The following is a 16,969-nucleotide window of genomic DNA, read 5'->3' on the forward strand; positions in this document are numbered from 1 at the left end:
CCCGCTCCCCGCTGCAGCGATACCCAAACCCGGACGGCCCTGCCGCCCGGGTTTTTTCATGCCGGTTACTGGCAGGCGTTGCCTTCCATCGTCATCTGCGCGGCGAACATCGGGATCTGCGCGATCTTGCCGGCGGCGGCCTGCTTCTTGGCTTCTTCCAGGTAGATCCGCGACTGGCCCTGGCCGTCGAGTTCGGTCTTCTGGGTTACCGGCAGGCGCCATACCCGCACCACCGCCTGTTGCGCCGGGCAGGCCGCGCTCGGGACGCGGATCACATCATTGAGCTTCCAGCCCTTGGCTTCGCTGGGCTGCGCCTTGGTGTAATCGACGAAGCGGGCGCGGGGCTGGCACTGCTCGCTGGTGCGGACCACGGCGAACTTGTAGGGCTGGGCCGCGTCGCCGGTGAAGGTGCCTTCGAGGCGGGCGCAGGCTTCGGGGATCTGGCGCAGGGTGTGGACGGCGTTGATCGCCTGCGGGGCGCCGATGGGGCGCTGCAGTTCGGGGGTTTCGGCGGCGGTTGCGGCGAAGGTGGGCAGGAGGGTGAGGAGGAGGAGGTGGCGGGGGGACATGGGGCGGCGCCTGTGGGGGTCTGCAGGTGAGGTTGGCGGGTGGTGGATGAATGTCGCGCCAAGGGCCAGGCCAGGCAGGGCCTGGCTCTACCGCCTCGTGCGTCCGGCAGGTGGGCTTCGCCACGCGGCCTGGCGCATGCGATGGGCAGGATGGGGAATTTCACTGCATACTCGGGGGCACCAGGATTGCTGAACAAAGCCACACGCTTGATGACCGGGGACGGTCTGAACGGGTTGGTCCATCGTTGCAGCCCGTTGTGCCCCGCGTGGTGAGGTTCGTCCGTCGACTGGATGCCATCCATCACCCGGGAGGGGACATGCTGGAACGTTATGGGCTTTCACTTGCGCTGTTCTGCGCCATCCTTGCGATTCTCTACGGCATCGTGTCGGCACGCTGGATCCTCCGGCAACCGGCCGGCAATGCCCGCATGCAGGAAATCGCCGCCGCCATCCAGGAAGGCGCGCGCGCCTACCTCAACCGCCAATACCTGACCATCGGCATCGCCGGCATCGTGTTGTTCGTGCTGGTCGGAATCTTCCTCAGCTGGTACACGGCGATCGGCTTCGCGATCGGTGCGGTGCTGTCCGGCGCGGCCGGCTACATCGGCATGAACGTGTCGGTGCGGGCCAACGTGCGCACCGCCGAAGCAGCGCGCAACGGCCTCAGCGCAGCCATGGACGTGGCGTTCCGCGGCGGCGCGATCACCGGCATGCTGGTGGTCGGGCTGGGCCTGCTGGGCGTGGCCGGTTACTACGCGCTGCTGCTGCGGCTGGGGCTGGGCACCGGCGCGGCGCTGCATGCGCTGGTCGGGCTGGCGTTTGGTTCGTCGCTGATCTCGATCTTCGCGCGCCTGGGCGGCGGCATCTTCACCAAGGGCGCCGACGTCGGCGCGGACCTGGTCGGCAAGGTCGAAGCCGGCATTCCCGAAGACGACCCGCGCAACCCGGCGGTGATCGCCGACAACGTGGGCGACAACGTCGGCGACTGCGCCGGCATGGCCGCCGACCTGTTCGAAACCTACGCGGTCACGGTGATCGCCACCATGCTGCTGGGCAGCCTGATGATCGCCGAGGCCGGGCGCAATGCGATCCTGTACCCGCTGGTGCTGGGCGGGGTGTCGATCATCGCCTCGATCATCGGCGCGTTGTTCGTCAAGGTGAAGCCCGGCGGTTCGATCATGGGCGCGCTGTACAAGGGCGTGATCGTGTCCGGCGTGCTGGCGGCCATCGCGTTCTACCCGATCACCCAGCAGCTGATGCCCGACAACGCGCACGGGGCGATGAACCTGTACATCTGCGCGCTGATCGGCCTGATCCTCACCGGGTTGATCGTGTGGATCACCGAGTACTACACCGGCACGCAGTACAAGCCGGTGCAGCACGTGGCGCAGGCCTCGACCACCGGGCATGGCACCAACATCATCGCCGGGCTGGGCGTGTCGATGAAGTCGACCGCGCTGCCGGTGATCGCGGTATGCCTGGCGATCTGGCTGGCGCACCTGCATGGCGGGCTGTACGGGATCGCGATTGCGGCCACCTCGATGCTGTCGATGGCGGGCATGATCGTGGCGCTGGATGCGTACGGGCCGATCACCGACAACGCCGGCGGCATCGCCGAGATGGCCGAGCTGCCGCCGGAGATCCGCGACATCACAGACCCGCTGGATGCAGTGGGCAACACCACCAAGGCGGTGACCAAGGGCTATGCGATCGGCTCGGCGGCACTGGCCGCGCTGGTGCTGTTCGCCGATTACACCCACAACCTGCAGGCCGCGCATCCGGGCGAGGTGTTCGCGTTCGACCTGTCCGACCACACGGTGATCATCGGGTTGCTGATCGGTGGCCTGATCCCCTATCTGTTCGGCGCGATGGCGATGGAGGCGGTTGGCCGCGCGGCGGGTGCGGTGGTGGAAGAAGTGCGCCGCCAGTTCCGCGAGATCGCGGGAATCATGGAAGGTACCGGCAAGCCGCAGTACGACCGCGCGGTGGACATGCTGACCCGTTCTGCGATCCGCGAAATGATCGTGCCCTCGCTGCTGCCGGTGGCGGTGCCGGTGGTGGTCGGCCTGCTGCTGGGGCCGCGTGCGTTGGGTGGCCTGCTGATCGGCACTATCGTGACCGGCCTGTTCGTGGCGATCTCGATGACCACCGGCGGCGGGGCCTGGGACAACGCGAAGAAGTACATCGAAGACGGGCATTTCGGCGGCAAGGGCAGTGAAGCGCACAAGGCTGCGGTGACCGGCGACACGGTGGGCGATCCGTACAAGGACACGGCAGGGCCGGCGATCAATCCGTTGATCAAGATCATCAACATCGTGGCGTTGTTGCTGGTGCCGTTGTTGTAATTCGGTTGGGGCCGCGACGTCCTTGGGGGCGTCGCGGCAGTTCGTCAGGGGACCGGTGACGGACGCGACAACACGTAAACCGCGCTGGCTAAAAAGAACACCGCCACGCCCAGCAACAACGGCCAAGACGGCCGCGCGCCCCACAGGAACATCACGAACCCGAAGGCCATGCCTCCGGCGGCGAAGGCCTTGCCCTTGCGGCTGATCGCGCCCTGCTCGCGCCAGGCGCGCAGCGATGGCCCATAGCGCGGGTGCTCCAGCAACTTCCGCTCGAACTTCGGTGAGCTGCGCGCGAAACAACCCACTGCCAGGATCAGGAAGATCGTCGTCGGCATCACCGGCAGCAGCGCGCCGATCACGCCCAGCGCGACCATCACCCAGCCCAGGCAGAACCAGAGCCAGCGCATCAGGGTGCCCGGGCGCGGCCGTCAGCGCTCATGCGAACTCCAGTTCTACATGGTCGTGCACGCTGCGGAACGCCGCGTCGGCGGCGTCGATCACCTGCTGTTCCTGCTCGGCGGTGAGCACCACCGTATCGAGCGCGGCGGTGAACGCGCGCCAATGACGTGCCGCGCCATCGGGATGGGCCGCCAGGTGGCGGGCGCCGAAGTCCGCGTCCAGGCCGAGCTGGCCCGCCATCTTGTACAGGATGGTGCCGCCGAGGTTGGAGCCTTCGGCCACGTACAGCCAGCCCAGCGCAGCCGCCAACGGCAGGTCCGGACCCAGCCGCATCGGCACCGGGCCCGGCAGCACCTGTTCCAGGTCGTGCAGGTCGCGGGTGACCTGCGGCAGCCGCCGGCGCTCGGCCAGGTCGGGCAGCAGCGCGTCCAGCGCGGCATTGGCGTACAGCGCGTCGATGTCCCGGTGGAAGCGGTACTGCACGCGCAGGAACCGGGCGAAGCGGTCGCGGTCGGCGAAGATCTCGCCGGCCATGATGCGCTTGTCCAGCGCGCCGTGGCTGTCGCGGGTAGCGGCCTTCAGGCGTTGGCTGCGGGTGGCTTCAAGGGTCTCGGTGGCGTTCATGGCGTTCTGGCAGGAAAAGGTGGCAGTGCCGCGCAGCGCGCGTCACACGGGTAAGACGCCTGCCACGCAGACTACCCCAAGCCGGATTGGGGGGCGATGCCATCCTCACCCCGGGGTGTTGATAATGGCGCATTCTTCCGCCCCACAAGGATCGCCATGATGGACACCACCGAATCGCGCATGACCAACCTGTTCGAGCAGTTGGGACTGGACTCCAGCAAGGAGGCCATTGCCCGGTTCATCCTCGACCATCAGCTGCCGGCCGATGTCACCCTGGCCGAAGCGCCGTTCTGGAATGATGCGCAGCGGCAGTTCCTGGGCGAAGAGCTGAAGGAAGATGCCGATTGGGCCATCGTGGTCGATGAGTTGAACGAAGCACTGCACGCGGACGCGACCAAGGCGTGAACGGAAATGGGCGCGGCGAGTGCCGCGCCCATCTGATCAATACCGCCAGGTCACCGCCAGGCGCATGATCCGGCCCGGCGCCGGCATCACGCCCAGCGCCAGCGGGTCCAGGTAGTAGCGGTCGGTCAGGTTGTCGACGTTGAAATCGAACGCCAGCTGCGCGCTGGCCTGCCAGCTGGCGAACACGTCCACCACCGTCGCCGGCTGGTACAGCTGCTGGATCGCCGACAAGCCCACATTCCATTCCTTGTCGAGCTTGCTGATCGGGCCGCTGTTGTGGATCACCCGGGTGCCGAAGCTCAGCCGCTGGTCGAACAGGCGCGAGCCCAGGGTCAGGTTGACCGTGTAGCGCGGCGGGTTCTGGGTGTTGCTGTAGGAACCCTCGAAGCCACCGTCCACGCAGTCCGGCGTCGCAGCCAGCTCGGCGATCTTCCGCTGCACGCCATAGGCGCGGCGCTCGGCGGCGATGTCCGGCGCGCAGGTCTTGGCCTCGAAGTAGTAATGCGCCGACAGATCGGCAAATACCTTGCCGGCATCGTAGCTGGACTGGAACTCCAGGCCGGAGACCTTGAAGCGGTCGATGTTGCGGATGTAGCCGGCCGACAGCGTGCGGTAGTCGCGGGTGATCAGGTCGTCGATGCGGGTGTTGAAGTAAGCCAGCTTGAACGCGGCCTGGTTGCCGTCGGCGAACAGGTCGTGCTTCACCGTGCTGGCCCCCACTTCCCAGGTCGCAGCGCGTTCCGGCTTGAGCTCCCCGTCGATCGGCTTGGCCGCCGTGAACAGGCCCAGCGTGCTTTCGAACAGGCTCGGCAGCTTCACCCCTTCGGCGTACTTGATGTACAGCAGGGTGTCTTCGTCGGCATGCCAGGTGACGCTGGCGGTGGGCATGAACGCGTGGTCGGTACGGCGGATCGGCTGCGACCAGGTCCAGCTGGTGGGCACCACCAGGTCTTCGGTGGCGGTAACGTCGTGGAAGTTCCACCCGGTGATGTCGGCCACCGTGCCCTTCTTGTACGGCGAGGCCAGCAGCGAGGCTTCGGTGAACTGGCCGTTCGCGTCCGGGTACCAGTTGAGCATCGCGATGCGCTGCGCGCGCCAGGCCGGCAGCGCCGGGTTGCCGTTGAGCAGCTGGGTGTAGCGGTACTGGCCGATCACTTCCTCGCCGTCCGGCGTGGCCAGGCGGTTGCGGTCATGGATGCTGACCCGGCTGAAGCGCCCGCCGAGCAGCACGTCCCAGCGCTCGCCTGGCTGCCACTTCATCGACGCCACCGCGCTGTATTCCTTGCGCGCGGCGTTGCGCAGGAAGCGGTTGTTGATCAGGTCGTCGTGCTTGATCGGCGCGTTCTCGCCCGGGCCCACGTCTTCGTCGCTGAAGGCCAGGCCGTAGTCGAAGGTGAACAACCCCGCGCTGTCGGTGACCAGCACCGTGGTGTTGGACACGTCCAGGCCGAACCGCTTCTGGGTCATGTCATTGCGGTAAGCGTCCTTGTAACCCGGATCGGTGTTGAAGGTCGGGCCGTCGTACCACTCGGTGCGGCGGTCGAAGTACCACGGGGTGATGCCGGTCAGGCCGTTGTACATCAGGCTGTCGGCCTCGGTGTACCAGAGGTTGGCCTTGAGGTCGACGACGTCGTTGCCGGGGTTGAACCGGTAGCGCAGGTTGTAGGCATCCAGGTCGACGCTGCCCGGCTCCCACTGCGGCACGCGGTCGCGGTCCACGCGGATGATCTGCGAGGCCATGATCTCGCCCTGGCGCCCGCTGTAATGGCGGTAGCCCGCTTCCAGGGTCTGGCTGTCGTCGATCCGCCAGGTGCCCTTGAGCAGCACCGAGTTGGACTTGGACGAGGTGTTGAACACTTCGGTGTTGGGCGGGTTCAACGGCGCCAGGGTGCGGCGGGTCTGCGGGAAGTCATCGTAGCCGTGCTTGCCCGAGTAGTAGTTGCCGGTGTCGCGCCAGGCGTATGCCGCAACCAGGTCGAAACGGTCCCAGTGCTTGCCACCGGCGATGTTGAAGAACTGGCCGCCGAGGCTGTTGCGGTCGGTGCGCGGTGCGGCATTGTAGGCCGGCAGGTCGCGGGCGCTGCCGTTGGACACGCCGCTGCGCACGCGCAGGCCGGCGTCCTGGCCCTCGCGCAGCACGTCACCGATGTTCAGCGTTTCCATTTCCACCACGCCACCGATACCGCCGGACGCGTTCGCGCCCAGGCTGGGGCCCTTGGTCACGGTCAGGCTGGAGATCAGGTCCGGGTCGAGATAGGTACGCTGCGACTGGCCGGCATAGCCGCGGTAGGTGTCCATGGTCGACTGGCCGCCGTCGATGATGACCGGAATGCGGCTCTGGCCCTGGATGCCGCGGATGTTGAGGTCCAGCGCATTGGCGGTGCGCGGATCGCCGGCGGTGACGCCGACCACGCCCTTGACGATGTCGGCGGTGGAGGTGCCGCGGAAGCGTTCGATGGTGGCGCGCGGTACGTACACGCTGGAGCCGCTGCTGCGGTAAACCTCGAGAGCGCGTTCGTTGTCGCCGCCCTCTGCGCTGGACTGGTCGCCGGCCACGCGCAGGGTGTCGGTGACGATCACGCCGTCGGCACGTTGGCCACGCGTGGCACGTTCCAGGCTGACCGCACCCGGGCCAAGCACGCGCGGGGCCAGCCCGCTGCCGCCCAGCAGCTGCGCCAGCGCGCTCTGCGCATCCAGCGTGCCGCGCACCGCCGTGGAGGTGGCACCTTCAGCCAGCGCCGCCGGATAGGCCACTTGGACACCCGACTGGCGCATGTAGCTGCGCAGCGCGTCGGCCAGCGGCTGGGCCGGAATGTCGAACGACTGCACGGTGGAGAGTGCGGCGGTGTCGGCGGACTGGGCCAGCGCCGGCGCTGCGGATGCAGCGGCCAAGCCGCACGCCAGCAGGGCGATGCACAGGCGGGACGGGCGCGGCAACGCGCGCGGTCGGGAGTTGGAAAGCATGTTGAAACCTGTAGGAAAGGCGATGCCGTGCAGACGGCGTCCCCGCACGATGTGCGGGCGCTGCGAAGTACGTGGCGGCGGCGGGTACGTTCGGGGGTAAGACGTGTGCGGGGCGCACGTCCCCAAGATCGATTTCAGTGCGTCGCCGCGCGGCTCACGATCGCCACGCCCAGCGGCAGGCGGGTGACGCGCAGGCCGGCCGACATCGCCAGCGCGTCCAGCGCCTGCTCGGGCTGGTCGACGCGCAGCGCGGCGTTGACCGGCGACAACGCCGACAGGTCGCCGCGCACGAAGGTCGGCCCGGTGCGATACCGCGCGATCTGGTCGACCGCCGCGCGCACCGGCACCGCATCCAGCAGCAGCTCGCCCTCGCGCCATGCCGCGATCCGGTCCGGCGCGAGGTCGGCGTGGCGCAGCACCTGCCCGCCACGCGCGAAACCGGCGCGTTGCCCGGCCAGCAGGTAGGTCCAGCCGCCTTCCGGCGTCGCCGCGACGCGGATCTGTCCCTGCGACACTTCGGCGTCCACCCCGTGTTCGGTCTCGGCCACCGCGAAGGCCGTGGCGATGTCTTCCACTACCCCACCCTGCGCGCGGACCCGGAACGGCTGCGCGTGCCCGGGCGCGACTTCAAACCAGGCGCGGCCGCGCAGCAGGCGGATGCCGCGCTCGCTGTCGTCGTAGTCCACGGCGATTGCCGAGTCGGCATCGAGCACCGCGCGGCTGCCATCGGGCAATGCCAGTGTCACCACTTCGCTGCCGCTGCGGTGGTCGGCGCGCAGGCGCAGCCAGGCATCCGGCGCCACCCACAGCAGCGCGAGCACTGCCGCAGCCGCCAGCGCGATGCGCGGCGCGCGCCGACGCCGTGGACGGTGGGCGCGCACCGGCGGCTGCGCCACCGCCTGCCACAGCTGCCGTTCGTACTCGAACGCGCGGCGGTGGCCGGGTTGCTTCAACCACTGCTCGAAGGCCTGCATGCGCTCGGGTTCGACCGCGCCGCACGCCAGCCACGCGATCCACGCCTGCGCCTGTTCGGCAAGCAGGTCGGGCGGTATCGGTGCGGTGGGCTTTCTGGGCAGGTTATGCGGGCTCATGGCTGGCAGGAAACGCGATCGTGGCGCCGTTACCATCAAGACGTGCGGGAACGGCACTTCCCCAAGCCCATGCGCCTTACCGCCCGCTGCGCGCCCACGCCAGCCGCTGCAACGCGGCCCGCACGTGGTTTTCCACGGTGGTGACCGACACGCCACGGCGCCGGGCAATCTCCGCCTGGGTCAGCCCCTGCAGCCGGTTGAGGCGGAAGATCGTGCGGGTCGGTTCGGGAAGGTGGTCGGCGGCGGACAGCACGCGCTGCAGCTCGTCCTGGGCCATGGCCTGTTCTTCCGTGGACAGCACTTCATCCGGCCCCCACAGGTAGTGGTCGGCCAACAGCCGCGCCTGGCGGCTGCGTTCCCGGCCCTGGTCGGTGGCCAGGTTGGTGGCCAGACGGTACAGATAGGCCCGCGGGTTGTCGATGGCCACGCTGCCGTCGACTCCGCGGGCCTTGAACCAGATCGCCTGGATCACATCCTCAGCGCTGCTGTCGCTGCCCAGGATCCGCCGCACCAGGCGCAGCAGCGCCGGGCGTTCGCGGATCAGCAGATCGGTGAGGGTCGAGGCATTGGACGACATGGGCGCGGCATCTTACCCTCCAAATGAGAATGAGTCACGTTAAGCCCGTGGCCGCCGCACCACGCGAAGTTTGCCGCTGCGCCCGCCGCCGGCGTAGAACAGGCCCGCACCGTCGGCTTCCAGGCCACTCACGTGCTGGCCGTCGGGCATCTCCAGCCGTTCCAGCACCTCACCGCTGTCCGGGTCCACGCGGCGGATGTCGCTGCGTTCGCCGTCGTCGGTGCCATGCCAGAGCTCACCGTCGACCCAGGTCACGCCGGTGACGAAGCGGTCCGATTCAATCGTGCGGATCACGCGCCCGTCGGCCGGATCGATCTGGTGGATGCGACGGTCGCGGTACTGCCCCACCCACAGGCTGCCTTCGGCCCAGGCCATGCCCGAGTCGCTGCCTTCACCGGGGGCAGGAATGGAACCGAGCACCTGGCCGGTCTGCGGGTCGATCCGGTCGATCCGCGCTTCTGCGATCTGGTACAGATGCGTGCCATCGAAGGCGGTGCCGGCGTCGCAGGGTACCGGCAGCGAACGCACGGTCTGGCCGGTGTCCGGATTGATCGCGAGCAGGGCCGCGCCGGTGGCGGCCCAGATGTGGCGGCCATCGAAGCTGACCCCATGCACGGCGTCGGCGCCGGCAAACGGGCCGAATTCGCGGGTGACTTCAGCAGTTGCAGTGTTCATCTGAGCATCTCCTGGCACGTTGGAAGGGTGCCTGGCCATGACACTAGTCGCCTGGCAGCGAGACAGGGAGTAACAAGATCGTCGTGAATCCGGCCAGCGGCGTGCCCAGCCAGCGCTGCGCGCGCCCACGCCCATGGCTGCGCACCGCGCCTTCTGCTTCAAGCACCGCCAGTTCGCGCTGCACGGTGCGCTGGCTTGCGCCCACCGCCAGCGCCAGTGCCGAGGTGGACCAGGCCGCGCCGTCGGCCAGCAGCGCTTCCAGTGCCGCCGGCTCGCCATCGCGCGGGGGTACCAGCACGGCCACGTCAATACCGGTCGGTGCGCACAACCGGTACCCGGTGTCGGTTGCTTCGATCTCCAGCAGATCCTGCAGCGCCGTGCGGACGCGCCCAATGTCCACGCGCAGGCGCGCGCGGTGGGTGTGGTCGCCGGCGCGGGTACGGAACACCCCTGCAATCAACAGGTCGCGATCCACGTCGCCCGGCCAGGCCTGGCCGAGCGCACGCAGCAGGGCGAACAGCAGCGGGCGGCGTGCCAGCGAGCGCCACTGCCCCGACTGCCAGACACCCCGCCGACAGCCGTCAATCACGCACGCAGGCGACGCGAGCAGGCGTTGTACGGCGGCCAGGTCCAGCGGCATTGCGGCGCCCTCCGCCAGCCTGCGTGCTGCGGGCTGCGCCAGCTGACTGCTCGCATGCGCGACTTCGGCCTGCAGTGCGGCGATGCCGGATGCCTGGGCCGCGTCGGCCGCCAGCAGCAACGCAGCCTGTGCCTGCGGCACCTGCAGTGCACAGGCCGCCAGCGCGGCATCGGTCAATGCGGCCATCGCCGCGAGCGCCGGTGCCTGCGCGCGTGCCCGTACCTGTGCCAACGCAGTGACCGCTTCCTGCGGGCGTCCCAGCAGCAGTGCGCGGCGCGCCAGGATCAACCACGCCTGCTGTGCGTTGTGCGGGTCACCGCGCGTCTGCAGGGCGAGTGCGGCTGCCAGTAAGGGCGTACTGGACCCGGCGAGGTCGCGCAGCGCCAGCGCCACTTCGGCCTCGGCCACTACACAGCGCGCACGTGCCAGTACTTCCTCGCGACCAAAGCCCCGCTGGGCCTGGCGCAGCAGGTCGCGGGCCCGCTCCAGTTCGCCCAGCTGCGCCATGGCCACGCCACGCAGCGCAAGCGCGGGTGGGTCGCCGCGCAGGGACACGTGCCCCAGCGCGGTGAGCACATCACCGGCGGCAAGGGCACGGGCGGCGGCGGTAAGCAGTGAATCCATGCCCGCAGGCTAACGCAGGCACTCGGCCAGTGCGTCGAACATCGTCTTGCTGGTGCCCGGCAGCGACTGGAACAGCGGCTGTGGCCCATCGAGCGACGCCAGCAGCGCCCCCACCGAGGTCCGTGCACCGAGCGGGAAGCGGCACAGCCAGGTCGGTTGCCGGTGCAGTAGTGCGCCACTGACCGGATCGACTTCGATCTCACTGGCCGCAAACGCCCAGCCACACGCACTCACCCTGCCACTGGCCTTCTCGACCGAGCAGCGCAGCTTCATCGGCGCGTAGTCGGTGAACTCGCCTTCGCAGAACGTGTCCGGGCAGACGTCGTCGAAGGCGCTTTCCAGACGGCGGCGCAGGTCGCGGAACGCGGACCAGTTCGCCTGCGGCGTGGGGTAGTCGACCAGGTCGACGTGCAACGGCGGGGCAACCTGCGCGGCCTGCGCCGGCGCTTCCGCGGCAGGCAGAACGGCCAGCGCAGCGGCCAGCAGGGGAATATGGACCAGCGGTAGATAGGCGGTCATGGCGGTTCTCCTTGGCGGGGGATCAGGACAGGCAGCGGCGCAGCACGTCGAACAGCGAGACCTGCCCGCCAGGCAGGCGGTTGAACAGGTAGCCGGAGCTGTCCGGCTGCAGCGTGCCCATATGGGAAAGGAAGTCTTCGGCCGACAGCGCGTACGGCAGCGGCAGCGGGCAGTACCACTGGCTCAGTTCGGTACGCACCGCGCCGGTGCCCGGGTGCACCCAGGTCTGGCTGGCCACCACGGCATAGCGGCAGGTGTGGATCCGGTCCTGGCGGGTGTCGACCACGCAGTCCAGCCGCAGCGGACGGTAGTTGCCGATACGCCCGGCACAGAACGCGTCGGGACAGGCGTCGGTGAACTCGTCGGCCAGCCAGCGGTCGAGCTCCCGGTAGGCAGTGTCGTCGGGCGTCTCGCCGGGCGCGAGACGGTCGGCCAGGTCGATGTAACGCGGCGGGCCGGCCATCCCTTGGGCCGACGCGCCCAACGGGAGGGCCAGCAGGGCGGCGGACAGGGGGAGCAGATGGCGGAAACAGGCGGTGCGCAGGGTCATGGTCGGGCTCCGTGGAAGGAGCTCTACCGTGCGCCGGCCCGGGCGCCGGGAGGATCAGGCGGGTGCGCGGGCGAGGGTCGGCCCATGCCGCAACGAACAGTCGGCCACGCCCCACCTGCACGGAGGACGGCAAAGGCATAAAATGGGAGGTCTTATCGCGCCATCCCCCCTCTCGGAGCACACCATGGGTCTGGAACTCGTCTCGCCCGGCAAGAACCCGCCGGAAGAAATCAACGTCATCATCGAGATCCCGAAGGACTCGGAACCGGTCAAGTACGAAGTGGACAAGGAAACCGGCGCGATCTTCGTCGACCGCATCCTCTCCACCCCGATGCGCTATCCGTGCAACTACGGCTACGTGCCGAGCACCCTGTGCGGCGACGGCGACCCGGCCGACGTGCTGGTGGTGCTGCCGCTGCCGCTGATCCCGGGTTCGGTGGTGCGCTGCCGTCCGGTCGGCGTGCTGAAGATGAGCGATGAAGCCGGCAGCGATGAAAAGATCCTGGCGGTGCCGGTGTCCAAGGTGTTCAGCGGCTATGCGCACGTGGAAGACATCGAACAGGTGTCCAGCCACTGGCTGGAGCGCATCGGCCACTTCTTCGAGCACTACAAGGACCTGGAAAAGGGCAAGTGGGTCAAGCTGGATGGCTGGGGCGGCGCCGCCGAAGCCAAGCAGATCCTGGTCGAAGCGCACCAGCGCTACCTGTCCAGCGCCAGCTGAGACTGAATGAGCCCCGCTCCGGCGCCTGCCGCCGGAGCGACGCCCATCACGTTTTTACGCTGTGGCACATCACAGTTTGTGCCGGATTGGGTACATTGCGACTTCTACACCGTCCACGGTGGGTTTCACCGTGGTCACCCAGGGGATTGTGTCGTGCGTATTCTGTTAGTTGGGGACGAAGCCAGCCTGTCGGCTGAGCTGTTGGATTTCATTGCCGATCTTGGGGAAGAGTGGCAGCCGTTGACCGCCGCCGATGGCCAGACGGCCATGAGCATCGTGTCGGCCTCGCCGGTCGATGCGGTCATTGCCTGCCCCACCCTGCCCGATCTCACCGCGACCACGCTGCTGGGCCAGATCCGGACGCTGCGTCCGGAGACGATCCGCATCGCGCTGGTTGAAGCGCCGCAGGGCAACCGGCCGCCGCCGGCGCGCCTGATCGGCGTGGCCCACCGTTTCCTGCCGTTGCCGCTGGCGCCGGAAGTGCTGCTTGAAGCGCTGACCAGCCTGGAAGAGCTGCGCGAGCTGCTCGACAGCGAACGCCTGCGCAGCGCCATCGGCCGCATCGAAAAACTGCCGTCGCCCCCGCACCTGTACCTGAGCCTGACCCAGGCGTTGGAGCACGACGACGACACCGACACCGCCGACGTGGCCAAGCTGGTCTCGGCCGACCCGGCGATTGCGGCCAAGGTGCTGCAGCTGTCGAACTCGGCCTTCTTCAACAGCGGGCGGACCATTTCCGACCTGCGCAGCGCGGTGACCCGGCTGGGCCTGGCCACGCTGCGCGACCTGGTGCTGGCCAGTGAAGTGTTTTCGGCGTCGGCGTTGTCCGGTGCCGAGCGCAATGCGCTGCAGCAGCGCGCGCTGCTGGCGTCGCGGCTGGCGGCCAAGCTGCTGCCGGAATCCAGTGCCGAACTGGGCGCCACTGCAGCGCTGCTGGCCGACATCGGCCTGCTGCTGCCGGGCGTGCGCAACGAACGCACCGAGCCGGCCAGCGACGCCGACCCGCGTCCGGGCCACAGCGAAGCCGGTGCGTACCTGCTGGGCCTGTGGGGCCTGCCGATGCCGATCATCGAGGCGGTGGCGTTCCATCTGCAGCCGCAGCGTTCGAACACGCGCAGCTTCTGGGTGACCGGTGCGGTGCACGTGGCGCTGGCGCTGGTCAACGGCGAGCCGGTGGACGAGGAGTACCTGCAGCGTGCGGGCGTACTGGGCAAGTTGCCGCAGTGGCGCGACCATGCCAATGGGTTGATGGGATTGGCGACCGCCGACGCCTGATATCGGATTTGCGTGGAGCCGAAAAGCCGACCTTTCCAGGTCGGTTTTTTTTTCCTGCGTTGCGGGCAAAGAAAGAGGGCGGCCCTTGCGGGCCGCCCTCTCTTTATTGCACCAGTGGTTCGATGGATCAGAACTTCTGGGTGTACTTCATGTACAGGAAGCGGCCGATATCGAAACCGCCGTAGTAGGCGAAGCTCGAGTTCTGCTGCGAGTACATCAGCGGACCCTTGTGGTCGAACACGTTGTTCGCGCCCAGGGCGATGGTGGCATCCCACGGTGCCTTCCAGCTGACCTGCAGGTCGTGGAAGGTGTTGGAGCCAGTCTTGCGCAGCGGAGCGGTCTCGCCGTAAGCGATGCGGTCCGGATCGGTGCAGCCGATCGCGATGCAGTCTTCGTTGAGGCCCGAGTAGTAGCGCGCGGTGTAGTTGACACCGAAGTCACCCAGCGCCCAGTTGACGTTCAGGTTCGAACGCACGCGGAACAGGGCATCCTGCGCCACGCGGCCGATCATGATGTCCTGGCCCTCAGCGTTCTGCGCCGATTCGTCGTACTTGGACAGGTAGCTGGTCTGCCAGTCGATGCTGAACTGACCGATGCTCAGTTCCGGCAGGCGGTACTTGATGCCCAGGTCGTAACCTTCGGTGTCCATCTTGCCGAGGTTGGCGGTGCCGTAGGTGATGGCGCTGATGTGGCCATCGGCGGCACGGGTCACGCTGCCGCAACGGCTTGCATCGCCCAGCACGTAGCAGTCACGCAGGATGCGATCGACGGAGTCGTCGATGATCATGTTGCTGATTTCGTAGCGGTACCAATCCAGCGAGACGTCCAGGCCCTGCACCCAACGCGGGCTCCAGACCAGACCCACGGTCTTGCTCTTCGAGGTTTCCGGCGACAGGTTCGGGTTGGCACCCGAGATGAACTGGTCACCCGACTGGCACGGCGTGGTCGAGCACGGGACGTTGCCCTGGCCCAGCTGCACGTAGTCAGCCGGAGCGCCACCGGCCAGGCAGGCGGCATTGCCGGCCACGCTGCCCGAAACGCCCACGGCGCACGGATCGGTGTAACGCTCGAAGCTCGAGCTCAGGCCGCCGTAGAGGTCGGCGATGGTCGGAGCGCGGAAGCCCTCGGCGTAGGTGCCGCGGACCAGCAGCTCGTCCATCGGACGCCAGGTCAGACCGAACTTGCTGTTGGTGGTGCCACCGAAGTTGCTGTAGTCCGAGTAACGGCTGGCAACGTTCAGGGTCAGTTCCTTGGCGAACGCCATGTCGGCCAGGATCGGCACGTTCAGTTCGAGGTAGACCTCGTTCAGATCGTACTCACCCTGGGTCGGCTTCTGGCCCAGACCGGTGGACATGCCCGACTGCGCGAAGGCGTCCGGCACGTAGGTGCCTTCTTCCTTGCGGTGCTCCACGCCCACGGCGAAGCCGAGGTCGCCGGCCGGCAGGGTCACGATGGAACCGGCCAGGTTGGCGGTGAAGCTGGTGGTCTTGGTTACACCACGGGTGGTGTAGGTCGGGAACAGGAAGTCCTGCAGTTCCGGGTCAGCCAGCGAACCCTGGCCTGCAACGCCGTACGGCAGCAGCGGGTTCCACGGACGGCAGTCGCCCAGCGCGATCGGGTTGGCAGCGGTACCGCACTGTGCCACGCCCTGCGCGTTGATGAAGGAAGCACCCAGGGCCTGCTCGGAACCGATCAGGCTCATGTCGCCGCGCTGGGTCTTGATCGACTCATTGCGGTTCCACAGCGCGCCGACGTCCCAATCGAAGGTCTTGTCGGCCAGTTCGAAGTAGCCGCTGATGGTCGGCGCGAAGCGCAGGGTCTTCAGCTGGCTGTCGGTGGTACGCGGCACTTCCCACAGGCGGCGACGGAAGCTGACGTCCTGGCCGACCGGGTTGAAGGCGCTGTCAGCGGCCAGCGGAGTCTCGAACGAAGACGACTGGTACGGGTAACCGGCAATCTGCTGGAACGTGTTGCGCTCGTTGTAGAGCACATCGGTGTTCAGGCTGATGGTGTCGGTGAAGTCGTAGGTGCCGTTGACGTACAGCGACTTGCGCTCGACGCCGGTCAGCAGGCTCATCTGCTGGTTGGAGTTGGCGTACTCCTCGGCAGTGAGGGTGTGGTAGTCGTTCGGGTTGTTCGGGTTGCCACCGGCGTTGAGGGTCTTCCACACGGCGGTCTTGGAGTCGGCGCAGTTCACCTGCAGCGGGTTGCACCAGCTGCCGTACTGGCTGATCGGGCTGCCGTCGGCAGCGACCGAGTTCGGACCACGGCCGCCATCACGGCTGTACCAGCGGTCCTTGGCCCACACCGGATCCTGCTTGGCGTATTCGGCCGACAGGGTCAGGCTGCCGCGCTCGCCGGTAGCACCCAGGGTCATCGAGTACTGCTGGTTCTGGCCATCGCCCTGGTCGTACTGGCCGATGTAGACGTTGGCTTCGCCGCCGTCGAAGTTCTTGCGGGTGATCACGTTGACCACGCCGGCAATGGCGTCGGAGCCGTAGATCGAGGAAGCGCCGTCCTTCAGGACTTCAATGCGCTCGACCGCCGACATCGGGATCTGGCTCAGATCCTGGTAGCCGGCCGTGGTGGCGCCCAGGCGCTTGCCGTTCATCAGCACCAGGGTGCGCTGGGCGCCCAGGTTGCGGATGTCGACGTAGTAGCCGCCCACGTTCTCGCCCGAGGACAGCGAGTCCGAACGCGAGATGGCCGGCGAGCCGGCCGAGGTCAGGTTGTTCAGCACGTCTGCGACGTTCGAGAAGCCCTGCTTTTCCAGGGTTTCGCGGGTCATCGTCAGGATCGGCTGCTGGGTCTCCATGTTGGCGCCGCGAATACGCGAGCCGGTGACCGAGATGCGATCGAGGTCAGTGGTGCCGGAGGCTGCTTCCTGTGCCGAAGCGAAGCTCGGCACGAGCGCCAGCGCAATACCGGCCGGCAGGAGGCCGAGCCGCACTGCGGGAGTACGAAAATTCATCAATCTCTCCAAGGTACGTT

15 protein-coding genes are annotated in these 16,969 nt (G+C 67.8%); 4 read left to right on the forward strand and 11 right to left on the reverse strand.

All coding sequences use genetic code 11. The features are described from left to right. Positions 1-65 precede the first annotated feature (65 nt). On the reverse strand, positions 66-569 hold the full coding sequence (locus HGB51_RS07290; protein WP_070207311.1) for a hypothetical protein: 504 nt from the start codon (positions 567-569) through the stop codon (positions 66-68). 317 nt (positions 570-886) lie between these two features. Between HGB51_RS07290 and HGB51_RS07295 the strand changes: the two genes are divergently transcribed. After that, positions 887-2,914, forward strand: a complete 2,028-nt coding sequence (locus HGB51_RS07295) for a sodium-translocating pyrophosphatase (RefSeq protein ID WP_070207310.1) — start codon at positions 887-889, stop codon at positions 2,912-2,914. A 44-nt stretch (positions 2,915-2,958) separates the two neighbouring features. On the opposite strand, the gene HGB51_RS07300 is transcribed toward HGB51_RS07295, so the two are convergent. Both HGB51_RS07300 and HGB51_RS07305 read right to left on the reverse strand, forming a co-directional pair. After that, positions 2,959-3,321: a YbaN family protein gene (locus tag HGB51_RS07300; protein ID WP_070207309.1), complete on the reverse strand. Its 363-nt coding sequence runs from the start codon at positions 3,319-3,321 to the stop codon at positions 2,959-2,961. Between the two features lie 28 nt (positions 3,322-3,349). Further along, positions 3,350-3,937 carry a biliverdin-producing heme oxygenase gene (locus HGB51_RS07305; RefSeq protein WP_070207308.1) on the reverse strand — a complete coding sequence of 196 codons (588 nt, stop codon included), beginning with the start codon at positions 3,935-3,937 and terminating at the stop codon, positions 3,350-3,352. 159 nt (positions 3,938-4,096) lie between these two features. Between HGB51_RS07305 and HGB51_RS07310 the strand changes: the two genes are divergently transcribed. Further along, a complete protein-coding gene (locus HGB51_RS07310) occupies positions 4,097-4,342 on the forward strand; it encodes a DUF2789 domain-containing protein (RefSeq protein ID WP_070207336.1) in 246 nt (81 codons plus the stop codon). Between the two features lie 36 nt (positions 4,343-4,378). Here the strand turns inward: HGB51_RS07310 and HGB51_RS07315 are convergent, their stop codons facing one another. The 7 genes from HGB51_RS07315 to HGB51_RS07345 form a co-directional block, all read right to left on the reverse strand. Next, positions 4,379-7,306, reverse strand: coding sequence for a TonB-dependent receptor (locus HGB51_RS07315; protein WP_070207307.1), 2,928 nt, complete (start codon positions 7,304-7,306; stop codon positions 4,379-4,381). 134 nt (positions 7,307-7,440) lie between these two features. Next, a complete protein-coding gene (locus tag HGB51_RS07320) occupies positions 7,441-8,397 on the reverse strand; it encodes a FecR family protein (RefSeq protein ID WP_070207306.1) in 957 nt (318 codons plus the stop codon). A gap of 76 nt (positions 8,398-8,473) precedes the next feature. Beyond that, positions 8,474-8,974, reverse strand: a complete 501-nt coding sequence (locus HGB51_RS07325) for an RNA polymerase sigma factor (RefSeq protein ID WP_070207305.1) — start codon at positions 8,972-8,974, stop codon at positions 8,474-8,476. Between the two features lie 39 nt (positions 8,975-9,013). Beyond that, the gene (locus HGB51_RS07330; RefSeq protein ID WP_070207304.1) at positions 9,014-9,649 is read right to left on the reverse strand and encodes a Vgb family protein; all 636 of its coding nucleotides are present in this window, start codon (positions 9,647-9,649) and stop codon (positions 9,014-9,016) included. A 43-nt stretch (positions 9,650-9,692) separates the two neighbouring features. Continuing rightward, on the reverse strand, positions 9,693-10,913 hold the full coding sequence (locus tag HGB51_RS07335; RefSeq protein WP_070207303.1) for a DNA-binding protein: 1,221 nt from the start codon (positions 10,911-10,913) through the stop codon (positions 9,693-9,695). Between the two features lie 9 nt (positions 10,914-10,922). After that, positions 10,923-11,432, reverse strand: coding sequence for a hypothetical protein (locus tag HGB51_RS07340; protein ID WP_070207302.1), 510 nt, complete (start codon positions 11,430-11,432; stop codon positions 10,923-10,925). Positions 11,433-11,454: 22 nt separating this feature from the next. After that, complete coding sequence (locus tag HGB51_RS07345) at positions 11,455-11,982, reverse strand: hypothetical protein (RefSeq protein WP_070207301.1); 528 nt, start codon at positions 11,980-11,982, stop codon at positions 11,455-11,457. Between the two features lie 184 nt (positions 11,983-12,166). Between HGB51_RS07345 and ppa the strand changes: the two genes are divergently transcribed. Both ppa and HGB51_RS07355 read left to right on the forward strand, forming a co-directional pair. Next, positions 12,167-12,703 carry an inorganic diphosphatase gene (gene ppa / locus HGB51_RS07350; protein WP_070207300.1) on the forward strand — a complete coding sequence of 179 codons (537 nt, stop codon included), beginning with the start codon at positions 12,167-12,169 and terminating at the stop codon, positions 12,701-12,703. Between the two features lie 153 nt (positions 12,704-12,856). After that, complete coding sequence (locus HGB51_RS07355) at positions 12,857-13,978, forward strand: HDOD domain-containing protein (protein ID WP_070207299.1); 1,122 nt, start codon at positions 12,857-12,859, stop codon at positions 13,976-13,978. Positions 13,979-14,105: 127 nt separating this feature from the next. Here HGB51_RS07355 and HGB51_RS07360 read toward each other — a convergent pair whose 3' ends face one another. After that, on the reverse strand, positions 14,106-16,949 hold the full coding sequence (locus HGB51_RS07360; RefSeq protein ID WP_070207298.1) for a TonB-dependent receptor: 2,844 nt from the start codon (positions 16,947-16,949) through the stop codon (positions 14,106-14,108). Positions 16,950-16,969 lie beyond the last annotated feature (20 nt).

Origin of the sequence: Stenotrophomonas bentonitica, assembly GCF_013185915.1 — a bacterium.
GTDB lineage: Bacteria > Pseudomonadota > Gammaproteobacteria > Xanthomonadales > Xanthomonadaceae > Stenotrophomonas > Stenotrophomonas bentonitica.

Bases quoted from the DNA above. Each gene is read 5' to 3' on its own strand.
- HGB51_RS07315 (WP_070207307.1), bottom strand. From the start codon at position 7,306: ATGCTTTCCAACTCCCGACCGCGCGCGTTGCCGCGCCCGTCCCGCCTG.
- HGB51_RS07295 (WP_070207310.1), top strand. From the start codon at position 887: ATGCTGGAACGTTATGGGCTTTCACTTGCGCTGTTCTGCGCCATCCTT.
- HGB51_RS07335 (WP_070207303.1), bottom strand. From the start codon at position 10,913: ATGGATTCACTGCTTACCGCCGCCGCCCGTGCCCTTGCCGCCGGTGAT.
- HGB51_RS07340 (WP_070207302.1), bottom strand. From the start codon at position 11,432: ATGACCGCCTATCTACCGCTGGTCCATATTCCCCTGCTGGCCGCTGCG.
- HGB51_RS07310 (WP_070207336.1), top strand. From the start codon at position 4,097: ATGGACACCACCGAATCGCGCATGACCAACCTGTTCGAGCAGTTGGGA.
- HGB51_RS07305 (WP_070207308.1), bottom strand. From the start codon at position 3,937: ATGAACGCCACCGAGACCCTTGAAGCCACCCGCAGCCAACGCCTGAAG.
- HGB51_RS07325 (WP_070207305.1), bottom strand. From the start codon at position 8,974: ATGTCGTCCAATGCCTCGACCCTCACCGATCTGCTGATCCGCGAACGC.
- HGB51_RS07330 (WP_070207304.1), bottom strand. From the start codon at position 9,649: ATGAACACTGCAACTGCTGAAGTCACCCGCGAATTCGGCCCGTTTGCC.
- HGB51_RS07360 (WP_070207298.1), bottom strand. From the start codon at position 16,949: ATGAATTTTCGTACTCCCGCAGTGCGGCTCGGCCTCCTGCCGGCCGGT.
- ppa (WP_070207300.1), top strand. From the start codon at position 12,167: ATGGGTCTGGAACTCGTCTCGCCCGGCAAGAACCCGCCGGAAGAAATC.
- HGB51_RS07320 (WP_070207306.1), bottom strand. From the start codon at position 8,397: ATGAGCCCGCATAACCTGCCCAGAAAGCCCACCGCACCGATACCGCCC.
- HGB51_RS07290 (WP_070207311.1), bottom strand. From the start codon at position 569: ATGTCCCCCCGCCACCTCCTCCTCCTCACCCTCCTGCCCACCTTCGCC.
- HGB51_RS07300 (WP_070207309.1), bottom strand. From the start codon at position 3,321: ATGCGCTGGCTCTGGTTCTGCCTGGGCTGGGTGATGGTCGCGCTGGGC.
- HGB51_RS07345 (WP_070207301.1), bottom strand. From the start codon at position 11,982: ATGACCCTGCGCACCGCCTGTTTCCGCCATCTGCTCCCCCTGTCCGCC.